The organism is Alicyclobacillus vulcanalis (assembly GCF_900156755.1).
Taxonomy (GTDB): Bacteria; Bacillota; Bacilli; order Alicyclobacillales; family Alicyclobacillaceae; genus Alicyclobacillus; species Alicyclobacillus vulcanalis.
This window is the reverse complement of sequence record NZ_FTOO01000013.1, coordinates 17361-34910: the sequence shown is the minus strand read 5'-3', so window position 1 is coordinate 34910 and position 17550 is coordinate 17361. Positions and strand designations below refer to the sequence as shown.

The 17550-nt window shown below is 57.4% G+C and carries 15 protein-coding genes; 5 read left to right on the top strand and 10 right to left on the bottom strand.

The window, feature by feature from the left end:
* The first annotated feature begins 225 nt into the window (after positions 1-225).
* Positions 226-939: a hypothetical protein gene (locus tag BW934_RS13080; protein WP_076348839.1), complete on the top strand. Its 714-nt coding sequence runs from the start codon at positions 226-228 to the stop codon at positions 937-939.
* Between the two features lie 64 nt (positions 940-1003).
* On the opposite strand, the gene BW934_RS13075 is transcribed toward BW934_RS13080, so the two are convergent.
* Genes BW934_RS13075 through BW934_RS13065 form a run of 3 tightly spaced genes read right to left on the bottom strand, consistent with a single transcriptional unit; the run spans position 1004 to position 5171 of the window.
* On the bottom strand, positions 1004-2221 hold the full coding sequence (locus BW934_RS13075; RefSeq protein ID WP_200805759.1) for an ABC transporter permease: 1218 nt from the start codon (positions 2219-2221) through the stop codon (positions 1004-1006).
* Positions 2221-2940, bottom strand: a complete 720-nt coding sequence (locus tag BW934_RS13070) for an ABC transporter ATP-binding protein (protein WP_076348835.1) — start codon at positions 2938-2940, stop codon at positions 2221-2223. Before BW934_RS13070 ends, BW934_RS13075 begins: the two co-directional genes overlap by 1 nt.
* Positions 2937-5171, bottom strand: coding sequence for an HlyD family efflux transporter periplasmic adaptor subunit (locus BW934_RS13065; protein ID WP_076348833.1), 2235 nt, complete (start codon positions 5169-5171; stop codon positions 2937-2939). Before BW934_RS13065 ends, BW934_RS13070 begins: the two co-directional genes overlap by 4 nt.
* 440 nt (positions 5172-5611) lie before the next feature.
* Between BW934_RS13065 and BW934_RS15265 the strand changes: the two genes are divergently transcribed.
* Genes BW934_RS15265 through BW934_RS13055 form a run of 3 tightly spaced genes read left to right on the top strand, consistent with a single transcriptional unit; the run spans position 5612 to position 7080 of the window.
* Complete coding sequence (locus tag BW934_RS15265; protein WP_234969809.1) at positions 5612-5812, top strand: helix-turn-helix domain-containing protein; 201 nt, start codon at positions 5612-5614, stop codon at positions 5810-5812.
* 18 nt (positions 5813-5830) lie between these two features.
* Complete coding sequence (gene istA / locus BW934_RS13060) at positions 5831-6850, top strand: IS21 family transposase (RefSeq protein WP_234969816.1); 1020 nt, start codon at positions 5831-5833, stop codon at positions 6848-6850.
* On the top strand, positions 6847-7080 hold the full coding sequence (locus BW934_RS13055) for a P-loop NTPase family protein (RefSeq protein ID WP_234969808.1): 234 nt from the start codon (positions 6847-6849) through the stop codon (positions 7078-7080). The genes istA (BW934_RS13060) and BW934_RS13055 overlap by 4 nt, the downstream gene beginning before the upstream one ends.
* An 18-nt stretch (positions 7081-7098) precedes the next feature.
* Here BW934_RS13055 and istB read toward each other — a convergent pair whose 3' ends face one another.
* The 3 genes from istB to BW934_RS15260 are packed head-to-tail and all read right to left on the bottom strand — an operon-like array spanning position 7099 to position 9326.
* Positions 7099-7827 (bottom strand): IS21-like element helper ATPase IstB, encoded by a 729-nt coding sequence (istB, locus tag BW934_RS13050; RefSeq protein ID WP_076348831.1) that lies wholly within the window; start codon positions 7825-7827, stop codon positions 7099-7101.
* Positions 7824-9059 (bottom strand): IS21 family transposase, encoded by a 1236-nt coding sequence (gene istA / locus BW934_RS13045; protein ID WP_234969806.1) that lies wholly within the window; start codon positions 9057-9059, stop codon positions 7824-7826. Before istA (BW934_RS13045) ends, istB begins: the two co-directional genes overlap by 4 nt.
* 30 nt (positions 9060-9089) lie before the next feature.
* Complete coding sequence (locus tag BW934_RS15260) at positions 9090-9326, bottom strand: terminase gpP N-terminus-related DNA-binding protein (RefSeq protein WP_234969805.1); 237 nt, start codon at positions 9324-9326, stop codon at positions 9090-9092.
* Between the two features lie 396 nt (positions 9327-9722).
* Here BW934_RS15260 and BW934_RS13040 point away from each other — a divergent pair, with 396 nt between their 5' ends.
* The gene (locus BW934_RS13040; protein WP_234969804.1) at positions 9723-10868 is read left to right on the top strand and encodes an FtsK/SpoIIIE domain-containing protein; all 1146 of its coding nucleotides are present in this window, start codon (positions 9723-9725) and stop codon (positions 10866-10868) included.
* A gap of 90 nt (positions 10869-10958) precedes the next feature.
* On the opposite strand, the gene BW934_RS13035 is transcribed toward BW934_RS13040, so the two are convergent.
* The 4 genes from BW934_RS13035 to BW934_RS13020 form a co-directional block, all read right to left on the bottom strand.
* On the bottom strand, positions 10959-14384 hold the full coding sequence (locus BW934_RS13035; protein WP_143232662.1) for a beta strand repeat-containing protein: 3426 nt from the start codon (positions 14382-14384) through the stop codon (positions 10959-10961).
* A gap of 156 nt (positions 14385-14540) precedes the next feature.
* Positions 14541-15284 (bottom strand): hypothetical protein, encoded by a 744-nt coding sequence (locus BW934_RS13030; protein ID WP_076348825.1) that lies wholly within the window; start codon positions 15282-15284, stop codon positions 14541-14543.
* On the bottom strand, positions 15284-16159 hold the full coding sequence (locus BW934_RS13025; protein WP_076348823.1) for a tyrosine-type recombinase/integrase: 876 nt from the start codon (positions 16157-16159) through the stop codon (positions 15284-15286). The genes BW934_RS13030 and BW934_RS13025 overlap by 1 nt, the downstream gene beginning before the upstream one ends.
* Before the next feature lie 229 nt (positions 16160-16388).
* Positions 16389-17351, bottom strand: coding sequence for a helix-turn-helix transcriptional regulator (locus BW934_RS13020; protein WP_084182611.1), 963 nt, complete (start codon positions 17349-17351; stop codon positions 16389-16391).
* Positions 17352-17550: the final 199 nt, after the last annotated feature.

The following is a 17550-nucleotide window of genomic DNA, read 5'->3' as shown; positions in this document are numbered from 1 at the left end:
ACCTTCTTTCCGAAACGAAGTGCGGACGTGCAGCTCTGTGCGGCATCTGCAAACAAATGTTCGATTCGACATCCAATTCGCCATTTCCTGCTCGTTACTCTACGATTTTCGTTGTGAATCAAGCGAACGCCTCTATCCCTCATTTCGAAGCAATTTTGAGACTGCTGACCTAATTTCGATGGACACAGAGGAACCACTTTCATGTGACGTGAAGGGGGTATATGGATGAAGCGCATGACACGTGGCGTGACCGCCATCATGGCAACTGGCATCATGTTGGCAGCAACTAGTCCTATCGCGCTCGCTGAACCTCGAGGCCTGCAACTCGGACATCCTACGGCCGTGGCACGTGGTCACCAGGAGCACATCTCGCTGTCGCTGGTCAAGTCCAACGCAACTATTGTTGAGGCACTCTATCAGCAATACGAATCCCTAACTCAAAATGGAAATTCTTCGTCCGCGCTGTCGCCCGCAGTCACACAATTGATCTCGGAGCTCCAGTCGGATTTGGCCGCGCTGCAGAGCGCGTCGAACAGCACAGCAGCACGCGAGACCATGAATCATATCCTCAGACAGGTGACGACCGCCGAAGCGGAGATGCGAGATGAAAAAAACCTGACCACGCTTGAACAACAGATCGCGAAAGAATATAGCCAATTCAGCCAAGCGTTGAATCAGCTCACTTCGACGGCGAATCCATCTGCAGGGCAAGTTCTACGGCTTTGGAACCTCGAGAACCTGCTGATCGCGAAGCTGCGTGCAGCGATTCTCGAACTCGGGGCGACGCCTACCGCAGCCAGCTCCAATCAGGGTTCGGCGGGATCGGGCACATCATCCGCAGCCGGTTCGACGGACACCACCTCAAGCTCGGGCAATACCTCAACAGGCGCCACAAGCAACACCGCAAGCGCTCCATCCAATTCAACATCGGCATCCTGAAGCGGAAAGCGCCGGACGGCACACGTAAATGCCATCCGGCGCTTTGCCTTGGTGTAGGCGATATTTATTCGAAGCGGAGCGCATCGATAGGTTTCAGACGAGCCGCCTTGCGTGCAGGATACACACCGAAGACAAGGCCCACCGCAATAGAGAAACCGAGAGACGCCGCGGCCGCCACGGGTGAGAACAAGTTTCCATCTCCCGTCATTTTCGACATGATGATGGTCCCCACACCTGAAAGGACGAGGCCTGCAACTGCGCCCGCCACGCTCAACAGCGTGGCTTCGGTGAGAAACTGGGCCGAAATCACCCGTCGTGTTGCGCCGATGGCCTTCCGAATCCCTATCTCGCGGGTGCGTTCGGTCACCGACACCAGCATAATGTTCATGATGCCGATGCCTCCAACGAGAAGCGAGATTGCCGAAATGCCATCCAAAAGGAGGGTGAGAATACGCGAAACTCCACTCAAAGCGTTCAAAATCGTAGCTTGGTTGACAATTTGAAAGTCGTCCGACTGGGATGGTGCTAGCCCGTGCATGGCTCGAAGCGTGGACTCAATTTCCAGTTGAGCACTATCCATGACGTTGGGCGACTTCGCGGCCACCAAAATTTCATTCACCGTATTCCCACCGCTGAACAGGTTCATGGCGGTGGTATAGGGGATCGCGATGGCATCATCTTGGTTGGCAAAACCACTCGCGCCTTGGCTCTGGGCCACACCCACCACGGTGAACGGAATGCCTCCGATGTCAATGGTCTGCCCGATGGGGCTCGCGGTCACACCGCTGAACAGCGTCTGATAGGCCTGACTGCCGAGTACGGCGACGTTGGCCGCATCCTGGACCTCGGACGGAAGAAAGTACCTCCCCATGGCTAACGTCACGTTTCGAATGGCGGGATAGTCGGCGCTCGTTCCCTCAATGGACGTGTTTAAGTTGTTATTCCCATAGATCACCTGCTCGTTGGCTGTGACGAGGGGAGAAACATATTCGACGTCCGGGTCTTGTTGGGCGATGGCATTCGCATCCGCCACAGTCAACGTGGACACGGCCCCGAACCCGCGGCTCACGCCCCCCACCGTGACCGCTCCAGGCATGACCGTCAGGATGTTCGACCCCAAACTTTCCACCTGTTTCGTGACGCCCGCCTTTGCGCTGAGCCCGATGGCGGAGCTCATCACCACTGCGATGACCCCGATGATGATCCCCAGCATGGTGAGGAACGATCGCATCTTGTTCGCACGGATGCTGCGCCAGGCCACGCGAAAAATCTCCAGAAACATCAAGACTCCCCCTCGTATGCGAACAGAGAGTCCGACTCCACTCTGCCGTCGCGGAAGTGTATGACCCGCTCCGCGTGCGCACCGACTTCCGCATCGTGCGTGACCAGGATAATGGTGTTGCCCTGCTCATGAAGCTCATGAAGGAGCGCCAAAATGTCCTCCGTCGTCTTGCTGTCCAATGCCCCTGTGGGCTCATCACCGAGGATCATGGATGGACGGTTGACAATCGCCCTCGCGATGGCCACTCGTTGCTGCTGTCCACCCGAAAGCTCATTCGGACGGTTGTGAATGCGGTCCTTCAGCCCCACGCGCTCCAGGGCTTCCAGCGCGCGCTCACGCCGTTCCCGAGCAGGTATGCCCATGTAGAGCATCGGCAGCTCCACGTTTTCGAGGGCCGTCATGCGCGGCAGCAGATTAAAGTTTTGAAAGATGAATCCGATTTTCTGGTTGCGGACATACGCCATTTCATCTTCCGTCAGGGTGGAGACCTCGACGCCGTCCAGCACGTAACGCCCGCTCGTTGGCACATCCAGACAGCCGATCATGTTCATCATGGTGGATTTCCCTGAGCCTGACGGTCCCATGATGGCCACAAACTCCCCGTGTCTCACAAGAAGCGAGACATCGTTCAGCGCGCGAATGACTTGACCGCCAAGAAGGTACTCCTTTACGATGTGCTCCATTTGAATAAGAGCTTCGTCCGCGCTCACGTTCCTCATCCCTGGCCTCCCCCTCGCGCGAACCCGCCTCCGAAGCGGAACGGCGTGGCGGATGACTCACTCTGTACGATCGTGGACGCTGTCGACTCCGGCAAGGTCAACAGAATTTTCTCTCCAGGTGCAAGACCCGAAAGGATCTGCACCTCGTTTTGCCCGATCACGCCAACCTGCACGGGTTGAAAGTAGGTACCTTTCGGAGCCAGCGATGCGTGGAAAGCACCTGCGGTCCCACGACTGGCAAACGTACCTGTCTGGTTACCACTGCTGCCCCGCGCGCTTGCGGAGGCGAAGCTGTGAGCCGATCCGTTTCCCAACGGCGGGTTGGTCCCTGTTTCGTTGGTAAAGGAAAAGTGTTCGCTCTTGGGGCGGGTGCCAACCACAAACACCCCCTCGATCGAACCGATTTGGTGCAGGGCGATGGCCGGCACCGCGAGAACGTGGGTGAGCGTGGATGTGACAACGGTTGCGCTAGCCGTCATACCTGGCTTCAGTTTTCCAGACGCGTTGTTCACGCTCGCGACTACCTCATACTGTGTGACGTCCGAGGTCGTCGTGGGTGTGGGATAAATCTGCACGATGGTGCCAGAGAACGTCTCGTTCGGATAAGCGTCCACCGTGAACGTGACGGGATCGCCCACCTTCACCTGACCGATTTGAGACTCATCGACTTCCAAGTCGACCTGAAGGTCCGTGGGATTGAGATCCTCGAGCTGGATGAAGCCCGTGCCGGATGATCCACCGGACGAACTTGCGCTTGAGCCCCCTTGATTGGGGAGTTCCCCCACCTGGCCGTTGACGGCGGTGATCACGCCGGAAATCGGCGCGCGCAGGATGGTCTCCGCATCTGCCTGCTCGGCCGACTCGAGGTTGGCCTCAGCGGTCACCAACTGCCCTTGCGCATTTGTGACGGCCGCCTCATCCGACGCGATGGTGGACGAGGACGCTGGCGTCTCGTCGTTTTGCAGTTGGAGCTCGGCCGTCCTCAGCTGTTCCTCGGCCTGCGTCACGTTGTCTTTCGCTTGTTGGAGCGTCTGTTCCGCGCTTGTGCGATCGTTGTATGCCTGCTCAGCAGCCTGAAGCGCCTGTTCGTCCTGCAAAACTGTGTCCTCAGCCTTTTGCTGATTCAGTTTTGCCTGCGCTTCGTCGTTCTCGAGAACAATTTCCTCGTTCTGCAACTGTTGCTCGTCGCTTTGAATGGTCTCCTGATCTTTCGCCACCGTCTGTTGTCCACTGAGTTGGGCCTGTTGAATCTCTGCCTGGTCTTTCGAAATCGCAATCTGAACTTGCTGAATCGCGTTCTGGTCCTGATTCACCTTCGCCTGATCCTGCGTCACGGCATTCTGTGCGTTCTGGATGGCCTGGTAGGCGTCATTCAGGTTATTGTAGATTTGTTCGGCGTTATTCACGGCCGTGGTGTAAGGATTCGTGCCCGCATATCCTCCCTGGGCCCAACTGTTGTAGAAACTCAATTCTTGCTGATACTGCTCGTAAGCTTGCTCAACTTGCTGCTGCGTCACATTCGGATTCTCCTGCTCCACCATCTGCAGGTTGTTCTCATCTTTTTGCAGCTGCTGCTCGTCTTCACTCAGTTGCTGTTGATCCGCCTGCAAGGTCTGCTCATCCGACTGAAGGGCTTGCTGGGCAAGCGTCTCGGAGTTCGATGCCGACTGCTGATCTGTCTGTAGCTGCTGCTCCGCGTTCTTAATAGCGGCCTGATCCGCGGCAATCTGCTGTTCGTCAAGCTGCACCGCGTCGGATGCCGCGTTCAGTTGTTGTTTCGCCTCCGTCAGATTGAGCTCTGCAGTTTGCACAGCTTGTTCTTGCGACGAACGGTCATTGTAGGCTTGGACCGCGAGTTGGTAAGCCTGTTTCGCCTGTTGGACAGCGGTTTCATCATCTGCGATGGCGTTCTTATCTAGCGCGAGGGTTTGGGGCGTAGCCCCGGACTCATCCTGCTGGAGCTTCGCCTCCGCAGACATGAGTGACGCCTTCGCCTCCATCACCTGGGCTCGCGCCTGCTGTAGCGCAATCTGCTGTGCCGAGTCGTCGAGCCTCGCAAGCATTTGACCCGCTTGTACCTTTTGTCCCACTTTCACGTAGATGTCACTGACTGGCGCGTTCGATTGAAGGAAGTTCAGGCTCAATGTCGACGGTGATGCCACGGTCCCGGTGGTGCTAATTGTCTGCGTAATGTTTCGGTAGCCCACCGTATACTCCGAGCTGGCGTACACGGTTTGTCCGCCTCGAAGCGCAGAAATTCCTACGGGTATCCCCACCCCAAGCACAACCACAACGGCAGCTCCCGCCCAGATGAGCCTTCGTCTCTTTCCTCTCCCCCAAACTACTCTCGGTCGTTCCGATCCAGGCACAATCCCCATTGAACCATCTCTCCTCATGATTCGGTTCCCGCAGCCATTCCAACCGTACGCATGGCTCACGAAACATAATGTAGAGAGGCGTGATTGAAAGAGAATTGAAATATGAGCGGGCCAGTTGGAGGATTGCGAAATGGAGTTCACAACACGGTCAACATCGGTTGTAAAATCCCCAATAACATCGGATGAGAATTCCCCAAGATCATCGGTCTACATTCCTCAAAATCATCGGGATGAATTGCCCACCCCCATGTCGAATCAGGGCACCTGTCATTCGTTCATGGGAGGTGCCCGTCATGAGAGAGGACGAGAGGATGGAGATCAGGCAACTGTACGAGGCAGGCGTCAGCGTCTCGGAGCTGGCCAGAAGATTCGGCCATGACCGTAAGACCATTCGCAGCGCGCTGAATTCATCGCTGGAGGAGAAGCAGGGCGAAAGAGCGTCGCGTGGGGAGCGAAAGAGGGGTTCCAAGCTGAGCCCTACAAGGATTACGTGAAGCAGCGTATGCAACTTGGTGTTCTCAACGCTGAACGAATTCTGCGAGAGATTCGAGGAGGGCTATACCGGCGGTATCACCGTCCTACGTGAGTTCATGAAGCCACTTCGCCCCGTGGTCTCTGCCAAGGCCACCGAGCGATTTGAGTCGGATCCTGGTGAACAAGCCCAGATCGATTTGGGTGCCTTCCCCTACTACGATTCGCACGGTCAGCGACGAACGATTTGGGCCTTCGCCATGGTACTCGCCTACTCCCGCATGCTCTACGTTGAGTTTATCAAAGCGGCAGACCAGCTGCATATCCTTCAGGCTCTGCGCCATGCGCTGGAGTTCTTTGGTGGGGTATCGAGGGTCATTCTCAGCGACAACTGTTCACCTTTGGTGGTCGCCAATGACGGTCAAGGCCATGTCGACTGGCAACCGGCTTATCTCGACTTTGCCAAGTTCTACAGATTCGTGCCCAAGGCATGTCGTCCTCGCCGGAGCCGCACCAAGGGCAAGGTGGGACGCCCTATTGGATACATCCGGGGCAACTTCTGGCCAGTCGCCTTTGTGGACGTTCAGGATTTGAACCGACAGGTCGCATGGTGGCGCGATCACGTGGCCAACGTCCGCGTCCACGGAACGATGCGTGAACAACCCATCGTGCGGCTTCAAGCTGAGAAACTTCAACCGCTTCCAGCCACCCCGTATGTGTTGGCTTGTGCAGGCCTTCGAAAGGTGATGAATGACTGCCGGGTTTCCTGGAATACGAACTTGTACACCGTTCCCTGGCGCTATGTGGGCCACACGGTCCTGGTTCGGGAGTTCGAATCGGGGCGTCTGCAGATCGAATACGGCGGACAGGTGATCGCGGAACATCGCGTGCTGTCCGGCAAGCATCAAATCTCCACGGATCCCGAGCATTACAAGAACATCCCTCGAGATAGCGCGAATCCGACGCGGGATAAGACAGCGGGATGGCAAGTCGACCCGGACGTGGAGCAGCGCGAACTTACGGTCTATGAACAGATCGCGATGGGAGGTCATGTGCAATGAGCGAAGCGTTACTAGTAGCTCAGGTCGAAGAACAACTGTTGGACCTGGGCTTGAAGCGAGCTGCTGCCGTCTTGCCGGCGTGCGTGGAGTGGGCCGCCGGGCAAGAGGCGACCTATGTCGCATTTCTCCAACGTTTGCTGGAGGCTGAGCAGGAGGAACGGCATAGCCGGGGCATGCAGGTGTTTTGCGCAAGTCAAAAGTGCAGAATAGCGACGCGGATTTGTGCATAGGCACAGTTCGTCGGAATCTTATGACGACGTCGCTTCCGAAAGCGCATGTTGCAACCTATAGCTCTCGCCTGTAAATGCCAGCACGTGTGCATGGTGCACGAGCCGGTCCACGAGCGCAGCAGTCAGTCGCTCTTCGCCAAAAATTGTGTTCCATTGTCCGAATTCCAGATTCGATGTCACGATGACGCTCCGCTGTTCATAGCAATCCGAAATCACGTGGAATAACAGCTCTGCTCCATCTTTGTGAAAAGGCACAAAACCCGTTTCATCGAGAATAATTAACTCTGCCTTCTTCAGTTCGCTCAGGAAGCGACGCAGCGTCCCCGCTTGGTATCGCTCCTGCAGCGTCGCCACGAGGTCGTGAACACGGAAAAACCGTACCTCATGTCCCTTCGCGCATGCCTTCATCCCAAGGGCAATCGCCAAATGCGTCTTTCCCGTGCCTACCGGCCCGAGCATGAGCACGTTCTCTCGACGCTCAAGAAACGCGAGTTCTGTCAGCTGTTCTCGGCTGCAGTGCGGCGGAAACTTCACTTTGCTGAAATCGTAGCCCTCCAAGTGCTTTGCCTGAGGGAACTGGGCTTTCTTCAGCAGCCGCCGAATTCGCGCGGCTTCCCGGCCCTTGAGTTCCGCTTCGAAGACACCCAGGAGAAACGTGGTGCGTTCCTCAAACGGAATGGATTCATAGGCCTCCATCACATATCCCAAGTGCAGGTTTTTACAAGCTTGAGCGAGCGCTTCTTTCATCGCATCCTCATCTCCAGCAAGGCGTCATATTGCCGAAGGTCAGGCCGATGCCCGCAAACTTCCGTTGGCGTATGGGACTCTATCCAAGGTGCAGGTCGAAACTCGGGATGCTGCCTAGCATACAAAGCGTGTTCCAGCACCGCTTCGGGAGGCGAATGGGTCTGAAGCGTCTCCAGCACTTCGCCGATGTCCGCCATGTCGTACCGCTCGAGCAAGCGGCGAATGAGTCCCACTCGCGCCTTTCGGAGGTCAGTCTCCGGCACTTGCACAAATGTGCGCACCGACGCGGGCAAATACTTCGCCAAGTCGGAGTACATCACAGCGCGCGGCTTCCGGCGATAGCCGTCGAACACCGCTTTCCAGTCGATCTTGAACGACTTGTCCACGTACGGCCGCGGGAAGACCGCAAGCCTTTGATACGTCCCATCACTGGAAAGGACCTCGACTTCATCCCATTTGACCTTCAGCAAGACCGTCGCCAGTGCTTCGCACTGAGGCAGGGGATAGGTCGTGTTTTCGAATCGCAGCTCGCGGTACTTGTTCAGCCGGGAGGTCGTCAAGCGGAAGACCTCGAATGGGACATCCGGCAACGCAAGCAGCTTCTTGCGCTCTTGTGCCCACAACTCGGCGATGAGCTCTCCCTTCGCGTAGTGTGGCCGCGCCATATCTTGGGTTTCCTTCTCGGCGAGATACGCTTCCAGCTCTGCGTCGGTTTCGCACACCGGCGGCGGCACGAGCCAATTGCGACGTGTATAGCCAACTTTGTTCTCCACATGCCCCTTCTCATGCCCTCGACGGGGATTGCAAAACAGGGCTTCGAAGCGGTAATGAGCGACGAATCGCGCGAACAACTCTGTATAGATTCGTTGCCCGCCTGTCTCGATTTCGGCCACCGCTGCAGGGAGATTGTCAAACCAGATCCGCCTTGGCACACCCCCAATGCGCTCAAACAGACGTTTCAGGGCTTCCAGAAAGCACTCCGTGTTTTCCGCCCGCACGGGGAATGCGAACGCTGCGTTGCTGAACGGAAACGACATCACGAGCACTTTCCGTTCCACGAGTTTCCCGCCCTGGCCGATGTAGGCCGTCTCAAAATCGACTTGCGCTTCTCCGCCGGGATGCTCGAGTCGTTCGTAGGCTTCCGCTGCTTCGGACTTTAGGGCTTCTCTTCGTTTTGAGACGTATCTCTCCACTGCACGACGATTGCCTGGGTATCCATATTCCGTTCGCAAGCGTTCAAAAATGCGCTTGGCCGTGTAACGTTACTTGCGGGGAAGCGTTTGTTCCTCGAGCAGCCAGGTGTCGATGATTTCAAGGTACGGTCCCAGCACCGGGTGGCGCGTGCGGCGGGGACGAAGGCGTAGATTCCAGTCGTCCCGAGTCGCGTACTTTTTCGCCGTGCGCCAGTTGACACCCACAGACCGCGCAATTTCGGAGATCGAGTACTCCCCACTCTCGTAAAGAAACCTGATATACTGCTGCTGAGGCACTTTCAACATCCTCTCATCCCCCTTGAGGCGTCTTCGTCAACCCCAAGGGTAGAATTGGTAGAGTGGCGTTGCAAGTGCCTATCACATTTCCGCAGGCGCCGCCACGCTGTGTAGATTTGCGTGTCGGCGTTCTGCACTTTTATTTTGCGCTAAACACCATGGAGCGTTTGTCACGCCATTTTCTACTCGCTGATGGGCTCTGCGCACTCTTTCTCGCCTGGGTGGCATGGGCGGAATTCCGCCCCCACCCCTGGTTTGTGGGGATGTTCCTCGTGCTTGCGCTCTTGTTCCGCGTCGGACTCGGTGGCACGAACCTCGAGGAGGAGTATAACCCGCTCCTCTTCGCGTTCTGGTCTTGGTTCCGCGACCCGTTGGTCAACGCCTATCTCGCACTCGCACAAGCAAATGGCACTCCGGAACCCGCAGGTCTCGTTCCGCCTGGGTCGCCTGAAACGCCGTGGCCGGGCACTCGTTGGCCTCTACCGATTGCCACCTGGCGAGTCCTTTGCCTCGCTTCAGGAGAAAGAACGCGAACTCGCGAGCGCCTTGGGCGAACAAGTCCAGATCACCCAGACCGCATGGCCGGGATGCGTGGAGATTGCGAGGTTCCCCGCGCTGCCGCGCACCGTCTCCCTCAGCGACGCCCTGCCCGTCATCCGAAAGGCAAACGAATTCTCTTGGTGCCTCGGCGAAGGCGTGCAAGGGCCGGTGCTGGTACCTCTCCGAGAATATCCGCACCTTCTCGTCGCAGGCGCCACTGGCGGCGGGAAGACGAACGCCCTCAAGGTGATTGCAGAAACGCTCAAGGTACAGCGCCCCGACGCCACTGTCGTGATTGCGGACCTCAAGGGCGGATACGATTACAAGCCGCTTCTCGACACCGTGGATGAAGTCATTCGAGATCTGGACCGACTCCATGTCTGGATGCAGCAGTTAGTCACGACACTGACGGAACGGGAACAGGAAGCATGGGAACGCGGCACAACGCACTTCACTCCTTGTGTCACGCTTATCGACGAATTTGCCACCGTCACATCCACCGCCAACAGCAAGGTGGACAAAGAGACCGCAGAGATGGCGAAAGCGATTCTCGCGATGGTGAACACCATTCTCCAAAAGGGCCGGAGCCTCGGGCTGCACCTGGTAATTGCGACCCAACGCCCGGATGCCGAAACCATTCCCGGCACCTTGCGCGCGAACATGGACGCGTTGCTTACGTTCCATGTGACCACACAAGTGCAATCCGGCGTAGTGTTGGGGCCAGGGCACAATGAGGCGTTTGAATTACCACCTATCCCCGGACGAGCACTGGTGTCCTTGGGAGGGAGTTGGAACAGGTGCAGGTATTTCGATGGGAGCGTTGATATAACTTCTATTTTTAATATCCGACGTCGGAGATCTTGGGCTCTCAGATCCGCCAGCAGGTCTGGCGCATCTGTGGACGCGTGGATGATGAAGTTGCCTCCAGGACCATCCTCGGCGTTCCTGGCGCGGAGAAACTCCCGCCCGACAAGCCGAGGCGGTTCTTGTACGTCGAGAATGGTGAATTGAAGGAATTCCAAGTGAGACTTCCGTGAGCAAAAAGAGAGCCGGCAGTCCCAAAAGAGACTGTCGGCTTTTCTGTTACCGGCTTTTTGATAATTAGAAATTGGTCGCATCGACAACTGTGAGCGTGGGCGAACCGCTCGCAGCGGTCACGCTGACTGTCGAACCCGAAACAGAGAAGGTATCTCCGCTGATATTGGCATTGACAAGCGCGTTGTAAATAGCTGCAGCCACCGCATTGGCCGATTCTCCAGCGGTAACGTTCACGTACAGCGGCGAACCACCGTTGCTTACCGTGACTTTCAACGTACCCGAGTACGTTGCAGCAGGAACCGTCACTGACGAGCCAGTGATCTCTGTAGGAGCCACACCGCTGCCGGAGTACACCTTGAACGTGCCAGTGGATTCAGTGACGCCGTTCAGGTTATAGCTCACGGTGTACGTACCGACTGCAGCGTTTTGGGACACCGAAACCGTACCCGTCGAGCTATTTACGCTCACGCCACTCGGGATTGTAGAAGTTGCAGTACCTCCAACTGGCGTGAAGCTTGTGATCGCATAGTTGCCACCGCTAACACTCTGGGTGCTAGATACCGTAAATGTATCGCTCGTGTTCGAGTACGTGTAAGAGTGGTTATTGGCATCCACGTAGGTGAAGGCGGCCGGTGTCTGCGTAGCACCACCACTGCCGATGTAAATCGTTCCGAGCGACGTTGAAGCGTCACCATTGGCTTGACCAATGACCAACACGCCCATATTTGTAAGATCCGACGCTGTCGCTGCGGTATCGCTCGAATATGTGTAGAACCCTTCACTTCCGCTCGTACCGGCAACGCTGATGCCATTCGACAACGTGGTGTTGTTTCCGTCAAAATAGGTCACGTTGCCGTTTTGCAAGGTCAGCGTGACTTGGCCTTGCGAGTTGGTGGTGACGTAGATTGGATCGCCCACCGTACCATCCCACGATACGACACCGCTGATGCTCACACCATTCTTAAAGTACCCGCTGTTCGTGTAAGCCGGGTAGAGCGTAGAACCACCAGAGGTTGCATACGAACTCGTACCGAGCGGAATCGGCGTGCTGACAGACGTTGCAGCACCATTAATCGTCTCATACTCGCTCAAGTTTGTGCCATTCACTGCGGTGATCCACAACGGATCATTGCTGTCATGCGCCGTGATGGCAACCTGCGTATTACCGCTCACCGGATTGCCATCTGCATCTTCCACGGTGAAGGTGACCGTCTCGTTCTGACCAGCCGCCAACACCGAGGAAACTGGCGTCAGGCTAGCCACCACCGTCGGGTTGCTCGACGTGAAGGTGATGGTTGCCGTCGACGAGAGTGAGCCGGAGCTGACCGTCAGCTTCGTCGAACCCGTCGAGCCTTTCACCAGCACCGTAAAGTCAGGCGACGAGGTCGTCAACACGCCTTGCTGACCGGGCACCGAGATCTGGTATTGGTTGTTGCCCAATGCCGTGACCGTGACCTGGACGGAGCTGAGGCCGTTGCCGCTGTTGATCGGAATCGTGCTGTTGTTCGCATTGGTCGGCGCCAGATACGCACCAGAGCCAATGCCCACGATGTCGCCGCTGCTGACGCTGAGCGTGTAGGTGATGCTCTGATTGGTCACCATTGTGCCCGACGGATTCTGCGGATCCACATACACCGGCACCGGCGCATTGTCCGAACCCGTGAGACCCGTCAGATTCGTGTACTGGTTGCCGTCCGCTTGAGCGTCCGTCGCACCCAGCGCAATGGTCGACAGCTGATTGTTCACTGCGAATTTCAGCGTGTCGGTCTTAATGACCCCCACCGGGCTAATGACCCCGTTGCTCACCGAGTAGAACGTCAGGCTGGCTTGCTCGTTCTGCGTGTCTGTGACTTGCAACGAGAAGTTGCCGTTCGCATCCGCCGTGATGACGTCACCCAGCGCGGAGCTCACAGGCTGACCAGGCTGCAACGTACCCACGCTCGGGAAGTCGGTCGTCGTGCTCTTGCCGTTGGACGTCGTGACATAGCCGAAGTCGCCGCTGGACGACGAGCCGGTTACAAGCACCTGACCGTTGGCCACCGGGTTGCCTGCAGCGTCTACGAGCGTACCCGTAATCGTCACCGTCGTACCGGCGAGCGGCTGCTGACCGTTGGCCACCAAAGCCGAATACGGATCGTTGTAATTGGCGATCGATGCTGGCACGCCTGCCTGACCAAAGTTCAGGTAGGTGCTCACCGAAGTGTTGCTGACATTGGTCGCATTCGACACATTGGCCGTCACGACAACAGGCTGCGCGTTCGCGTCGCTGACCCACGCTTGCGCCACACCCGACGAGTTGGTCGTCACCTGGATTTGCGTGCCCAGATTCGCACCCGACGAGTTGGTGAAGTATGCATAGTTGGTGCCACCATTCGGGTTGCTCAGCGACAGGGTCACGAGCACATTCGCCTGCGGCTGACCGTTCGCACCCGGCGGCAAAATCACCGTGATGGGAACTGCGGTACCCAGCGAAGCCGAGTACGGTTGAGAAGCCGTGCCGTACGGCGCAATACCCGCCTGGTTGTTGGCGACAAACTCGACATACGCCGGCTGGCTGCTAATCATTTGATTGCTGCCATTGCTGATCGGCGCCGTCGCAGTCACCTGGTATGCGTAGGTCAAGCCAACGGGCCCAGACACCGTGATCGAAGCCACACCGCTGGAGTTGGTGTAGACCGTGTACTGATAAGCCGTCGAGCCGGTGGTCGCCGGAATTGTCGCACCCGACGCATTGGTGACCGTCGGCGCATTCGAAGGCAGCGCACCATATTCAGAGAAGTTGAAGGTGACCGCCGCGTTGCCAATCGGATTGCCATTCGAATCCGTCAGAGTCGTCGAGAGCGTAACCTTGCCGTTATTCAACGCCACAGCCGGGCTCGAAGAGGTCCCCGTACCGCTCGTCGCCCCCGTCACCGTGATGGCACTCAGGCTACCGGCAAGCGTCTGCCCGGTGGTAATGTTGAGACCCGTCTGTCCGCTAAAGGTTCCATGGATCCCAAGCGCACTCAGGATGTTGTTGATATAGTAAATCGGCATATACGTCGTGACCGGGCCACCCGCCGGGTCCTTCGCAACCTGGGTGTAGAACATCTTAATCGGCGTGCCGTTCAGGGTCACCGTGGTGTTCCCCGTGCCCATACCACCCGCGACTTGGACGTTCGAAGCATTGACGTTGGAGTCCGTCAGCGCCCAGGTGTGGGTTGCACCATTCCAGGTCGCCGTGATGCCAATCTTTTCAAGCGCCTGGTCAAAGTAGTAAATCGGGAAGAAGCCCGTCTTGTTGCCGGAGTCCATGCCCACCATCTCATACGGGTTCGACAGAACCTGTCCATTGACGACGATAGGCAACTGACCGGCCGGCGTGAGACCGCTGGACGAGGTCTGCGCAAACGCCATCGGGCTAATCGCACCCAGAACAATTGCAGCTGAAGCAATGCCACTCAGTGTGCGTTTCAAGTCCCCTTGTTGATCACCCAGTTCCATCCACATTTTCGGAGCGCCGCCCTTGCTCCCTCGATCTTCGTATCCCCTCCCAAATCCTGATCTTGACGCATGCTTGCAAGCAGCAAGCTTGCAACGTCCTTGCTTGGGACGCGCAAGCTTGCTGAAAGCTTTCTATCTTCATCCTTTTCAAGTCCAAAAACGTCAGGAAGTTCGTTCCTGTTTCCGGTTCGTGAGAAGGCCTTGAATGACGTTGTCGTAGCCATGCTTGCGTAGGAATTCGATGACCGCCGCCTCCAGAATCTCGCGCTGCGACATGCGCCACGCCTGGCTCGCGGTCCGGAGCAATCGGTCAAGCTCCACAGAGAGATGGAGACTTTTCACCACTGAGAACCCAGGGATGGTGTAGCGCGGCACGTCCGTCGCGCCTTGCTCCGTATGCAAGAGCAGCCGCTCCAGTTTCATCCGATGCTTGACCAACATCCCGAGAAGCTCGAGCGCGTCCCCAAGCGGGAGGGACACGGATTCGCCTTCGTTCGACGCCGCCTGTCGAGCGTTGTCAGGTTCAGCCGATGGCGGTTCCTCGCCTTGTGTACGGTCTTGTGTGACGTAGTTTCGCGCCGTGTTGGACCACAGGTACCCGTGCGCCTGCATGTACTGCGCCATCTCAAACGCGCTCGCAAACCCAAGCGCCTCGGCGATCCGCTTGGGATCGCCGTAGGGCTCTACCTGGAACGCTTCGATGACCCGGGCCACTTTCTGCCCGCGCCGCTTCTTCTTAGGTTCCACGCGTTGGACATACGTGGCCTTTTCGTCACTCCACCGATACCCGCGCCGCATCATGAATTGGTCGAGGTACCGCCGCGCCTTGTACCCGACCATCTGCGCGATCTCATCTCGCGTCTTGCCTTCCGCGAGATGTTGGAACACGTCTTCTGGACGGAGCATTAAGACTGCACCTCCCCGAACGAGAGCGTCTGCACCGCTTGCTGCAAATCTTCCCGCGTCGCATGCGTATACACCGACGTGACAGTCGGAGAGCTATGACCCAAGAGCTTCTGAACCAGCACCAGATGCACACCCTGGCGAATGAGATTCGAAGCGAAACTATGTCGGAAGGTGTGCGCCGTGACGTACCGGCGATACCCAAGCGCCTGACTGGTTTGTCTCAACACCCGGTTGATGTGCGTCGGCGACAGGCCACCAGTAGTGGGCGTCGCAAAGAACCGCTCGTGTGGCTTGGCATGCGCCCGATAATGTGCTGCATACGCGGAGAGAATCTGATGAAGCGGCACACACATCGGGACTTCGCGCGGTTTGTCGCCCTTGCCGTGTTCCACACGGATGACGCCCTCTTCGAAGTCGACATCCATGATGCGAAGGAAGATGACTTCCGCGATGCGAAGCCCGGTGTACGCCATGGTCCAGGCCGCTGCCCGAACGTGCGGATGGGGAATGCGGTGGACAAACCGCGCGAGCTCGTCCACCGGAAGCGCGTACCGCTCCTTCTGCACGACGCGCTTGGCTTCGAGCATCTCCGCCGGGTTCGAACCGACGATGCCCTGGCGCACGAGATACTTGAAAAACGACCGGAGCGCGTACAACCGCCGATTGACGGTCGTGGCCTGCCCTGGACAGACCTCGAGATACGCCCGCAAGTCCTCGACGGTCGTCTCCTCCACCGACCAAGGCAAGTTGTGGCGCTTGGCGTAGAAAGCTGCGAACCGCCTCAGGTCGCTCTGGTACCCGATGACCGTCTTCCGGCTCCGTCCCTGGCGTAAAAGGTGCGCCCCAAACGCTGTGATAGCTTCCTCTCCCAACATGTTCTCGCCTCCACAGGCCGCCCGCCCCAGGCCCTGCACCCAGGCCGCGATTCGGCGCGAATTTCTCCACCTTGCGCGCAGACCTCGCGCACAAGGGGGCATTCGGCCTAACGTGCAAAAAGGCCATGCGCAGAGCCGGTCAAGGCTGCGAAGCACCGCGAAGCGGCTTGGCCTTGACCGGCGATGAGGCGCATGGCCTAGCATGAACCGGGCCGAAAGCCCCCGAGCGTCAGGGAGCTTCCGGACCGCCGACCTCCACCGCCGAGGCGTCGTCGGGAACCTCGGAGGCAGGTTTGGACTCGAGCATGCGACGAAATTTCTGGAGGGTCTCCTGCATCTCCTGTCGCAAGCGGGCATACACCACGCCTTGTTGGAGAATCGCTTTCCGCTCGGCAGGACTCCATGCTTCAAACCCAGGTGCTACGAGAGGAACGAGACGAGAGGGATCAGCCTTGCAGATCGTGATGACCTCACAAACCAAGAGATTCGGATCATCGATGAACCAAGATAAGAGCGCATGACGCGGGTCAATGCCCCATTCGAACAATTGCATCGTATCCCTCGGAAGGTCGAGCAGCGCCATGAGTGTCGATTCGACACTCGTGAGTTCCTTCCCATGAGGCGCACGTACAAACGCAAACTCGCCCGTTTGGGTCGTGCGGTCGATCACATACACCAGTTGCCCAGGCGTAAGCGCCTTGAGGTCGGTCGCGGGCGTAATAATAGCCACGTCCTCCGGGGTGAACCCGAACCAGCGCAGATTCGGTTTCACGCCCACCGCCAAGACCGCATTGGACGGATGCAAGATGCTCCGCAACAAGCCGAGATAGTCAGCCGCCGCCTTTTCACGCTGTTGAATGGCGTCCAAGAGCGCGTCTTCTGCCTCGTACTCCTCTTCTTTCTCCGGCGGAAGCTGTATCAAGTTCATGTACTTCCCGACGACTTCCGGACCCAATAACTGCACGACAAAACGCGGGCCCTGGGGCAATTTCGACGCCAATTGGATGACAAGCTTAGCGCTGAGATTGCGTTTCCGATTCTCGATGGCGTTGTAGTAGGAAAGCGACAACCCGAGGAAGTCGGCCATCTCTTTCTGCGTCATCTCCATTTCGGCCCGCTTCTCGATGAGCCAATTCACAAATTGCTGGAGCTTATCCTCGGGCACCAACGCATCTGGGGCAAGCCTCGGCATGCTGTCCCCCCTTTTCGAATCCAGTCTTATAAGAGAACCCCGAATCTATCCATGTGGGTGAAAAGGCCGTTAAGAAGTATCGCCTAGATCCTAATCACTTTTTCACTATACACACCATGCGTAAAGCCGTCCATGTGGTAACATGCGCAAAGTGCATGTTACCATTGCAACTTACAACCTAGATACACTTTTTGTTGTT

What these genes read in the sequence shown, in the direction of transcription:
- BW934_RS13080 (WP_076348839.1), top strand. Translation starts at nt 226, where the DNA reads ATGAAGCGCATGACACGTGGCGTGACCGCCATCATGGCAACTGGCATC.
- BW934_RS13075 (WP_200805759.1), bottom strand. Translation starts at nt 2,221, where the DNA reads ATGTTTCTGGAGATTTTTCGCGTGGCCTGGCGCAGCATCCGTGCGAAC.
- BW934_RS13070 (WP_076348835.1), bottom strand. Translation starts at nt 2,940, where the DNA reads ATGAGGAACGTGAGCGCGGACGAAGCTCTTATTCAAATGGAGCACATC.
- BW934_RS15265 (WP_234969809.1), top strand. Translation starts at nt 5,612, where the DNA reads ATGAGAGAGGACGAGAGGATGGAGATCAGGCAACTGTACGAGGCAGGC.
- BW934_RS13055 (WP_234969808.1), top strand. Translation starts at nt 6,847, where the DNA reads ATGAGCGAAGCGTTACTAGTAGCTCAGGTCGAAGAACAACTGTTGGAC.
- istB (WP_076348831.1), bottom strand. Translation starts at nt 7,827, where the DNA reads ATGAAAGAAGCGCTCGCTCAAGCTTGTAAAAACCTGCACTTGGGATAT.
- BW934_RS15260 (WP_234969805.1), bottom strand. Translation starts at nt 9,326, where the DNA reads ATGTTGAAAGTGCCTCAGCAGCAGTATATCAGGTTTCTTTACGAGAGT.
- BW934_RS13040 (WP_234969804.1), top strand. Translation starts at nt 9,723, where the DNA reads ATGGCACTCCGGAACCCGCAGGTCTCGTTCCGCCTGGGTCGCCTGAAA.
- BW934_RS13035 (WP_143232662.1), bottom strand. Translation starts at nt 14,384, where the DNA reads ATGTGGATGGAACTGGGTGATCAACAAGGGGACTTGAAACGCACACTG.
- BW934_RS13030 (WP_076348825.1), bottom strand. Translation starts at nt 15,284, where the DNA reads ATGCTCCGTCCAGAAGACGTGTTCCAACATCTCGCGGAAGGCAAGACG.
- BW934_RS13025 (WP_076348823.1), bottom strand. Translation starts at nt 16,159, where the DNA reads ATGTTGGGAGAGGAAGCTATCACAGCGTTTGGGGCGCACCTTTTACGC.
- BW934_RS13020 (WP_084182611.1), bottom strand. Translation starts at nt 17,351, where the DNA reads ATGCCGAGGCTTGCCCCAGATGCGTTGGTGCCCGAGGATAAGCTCCAG.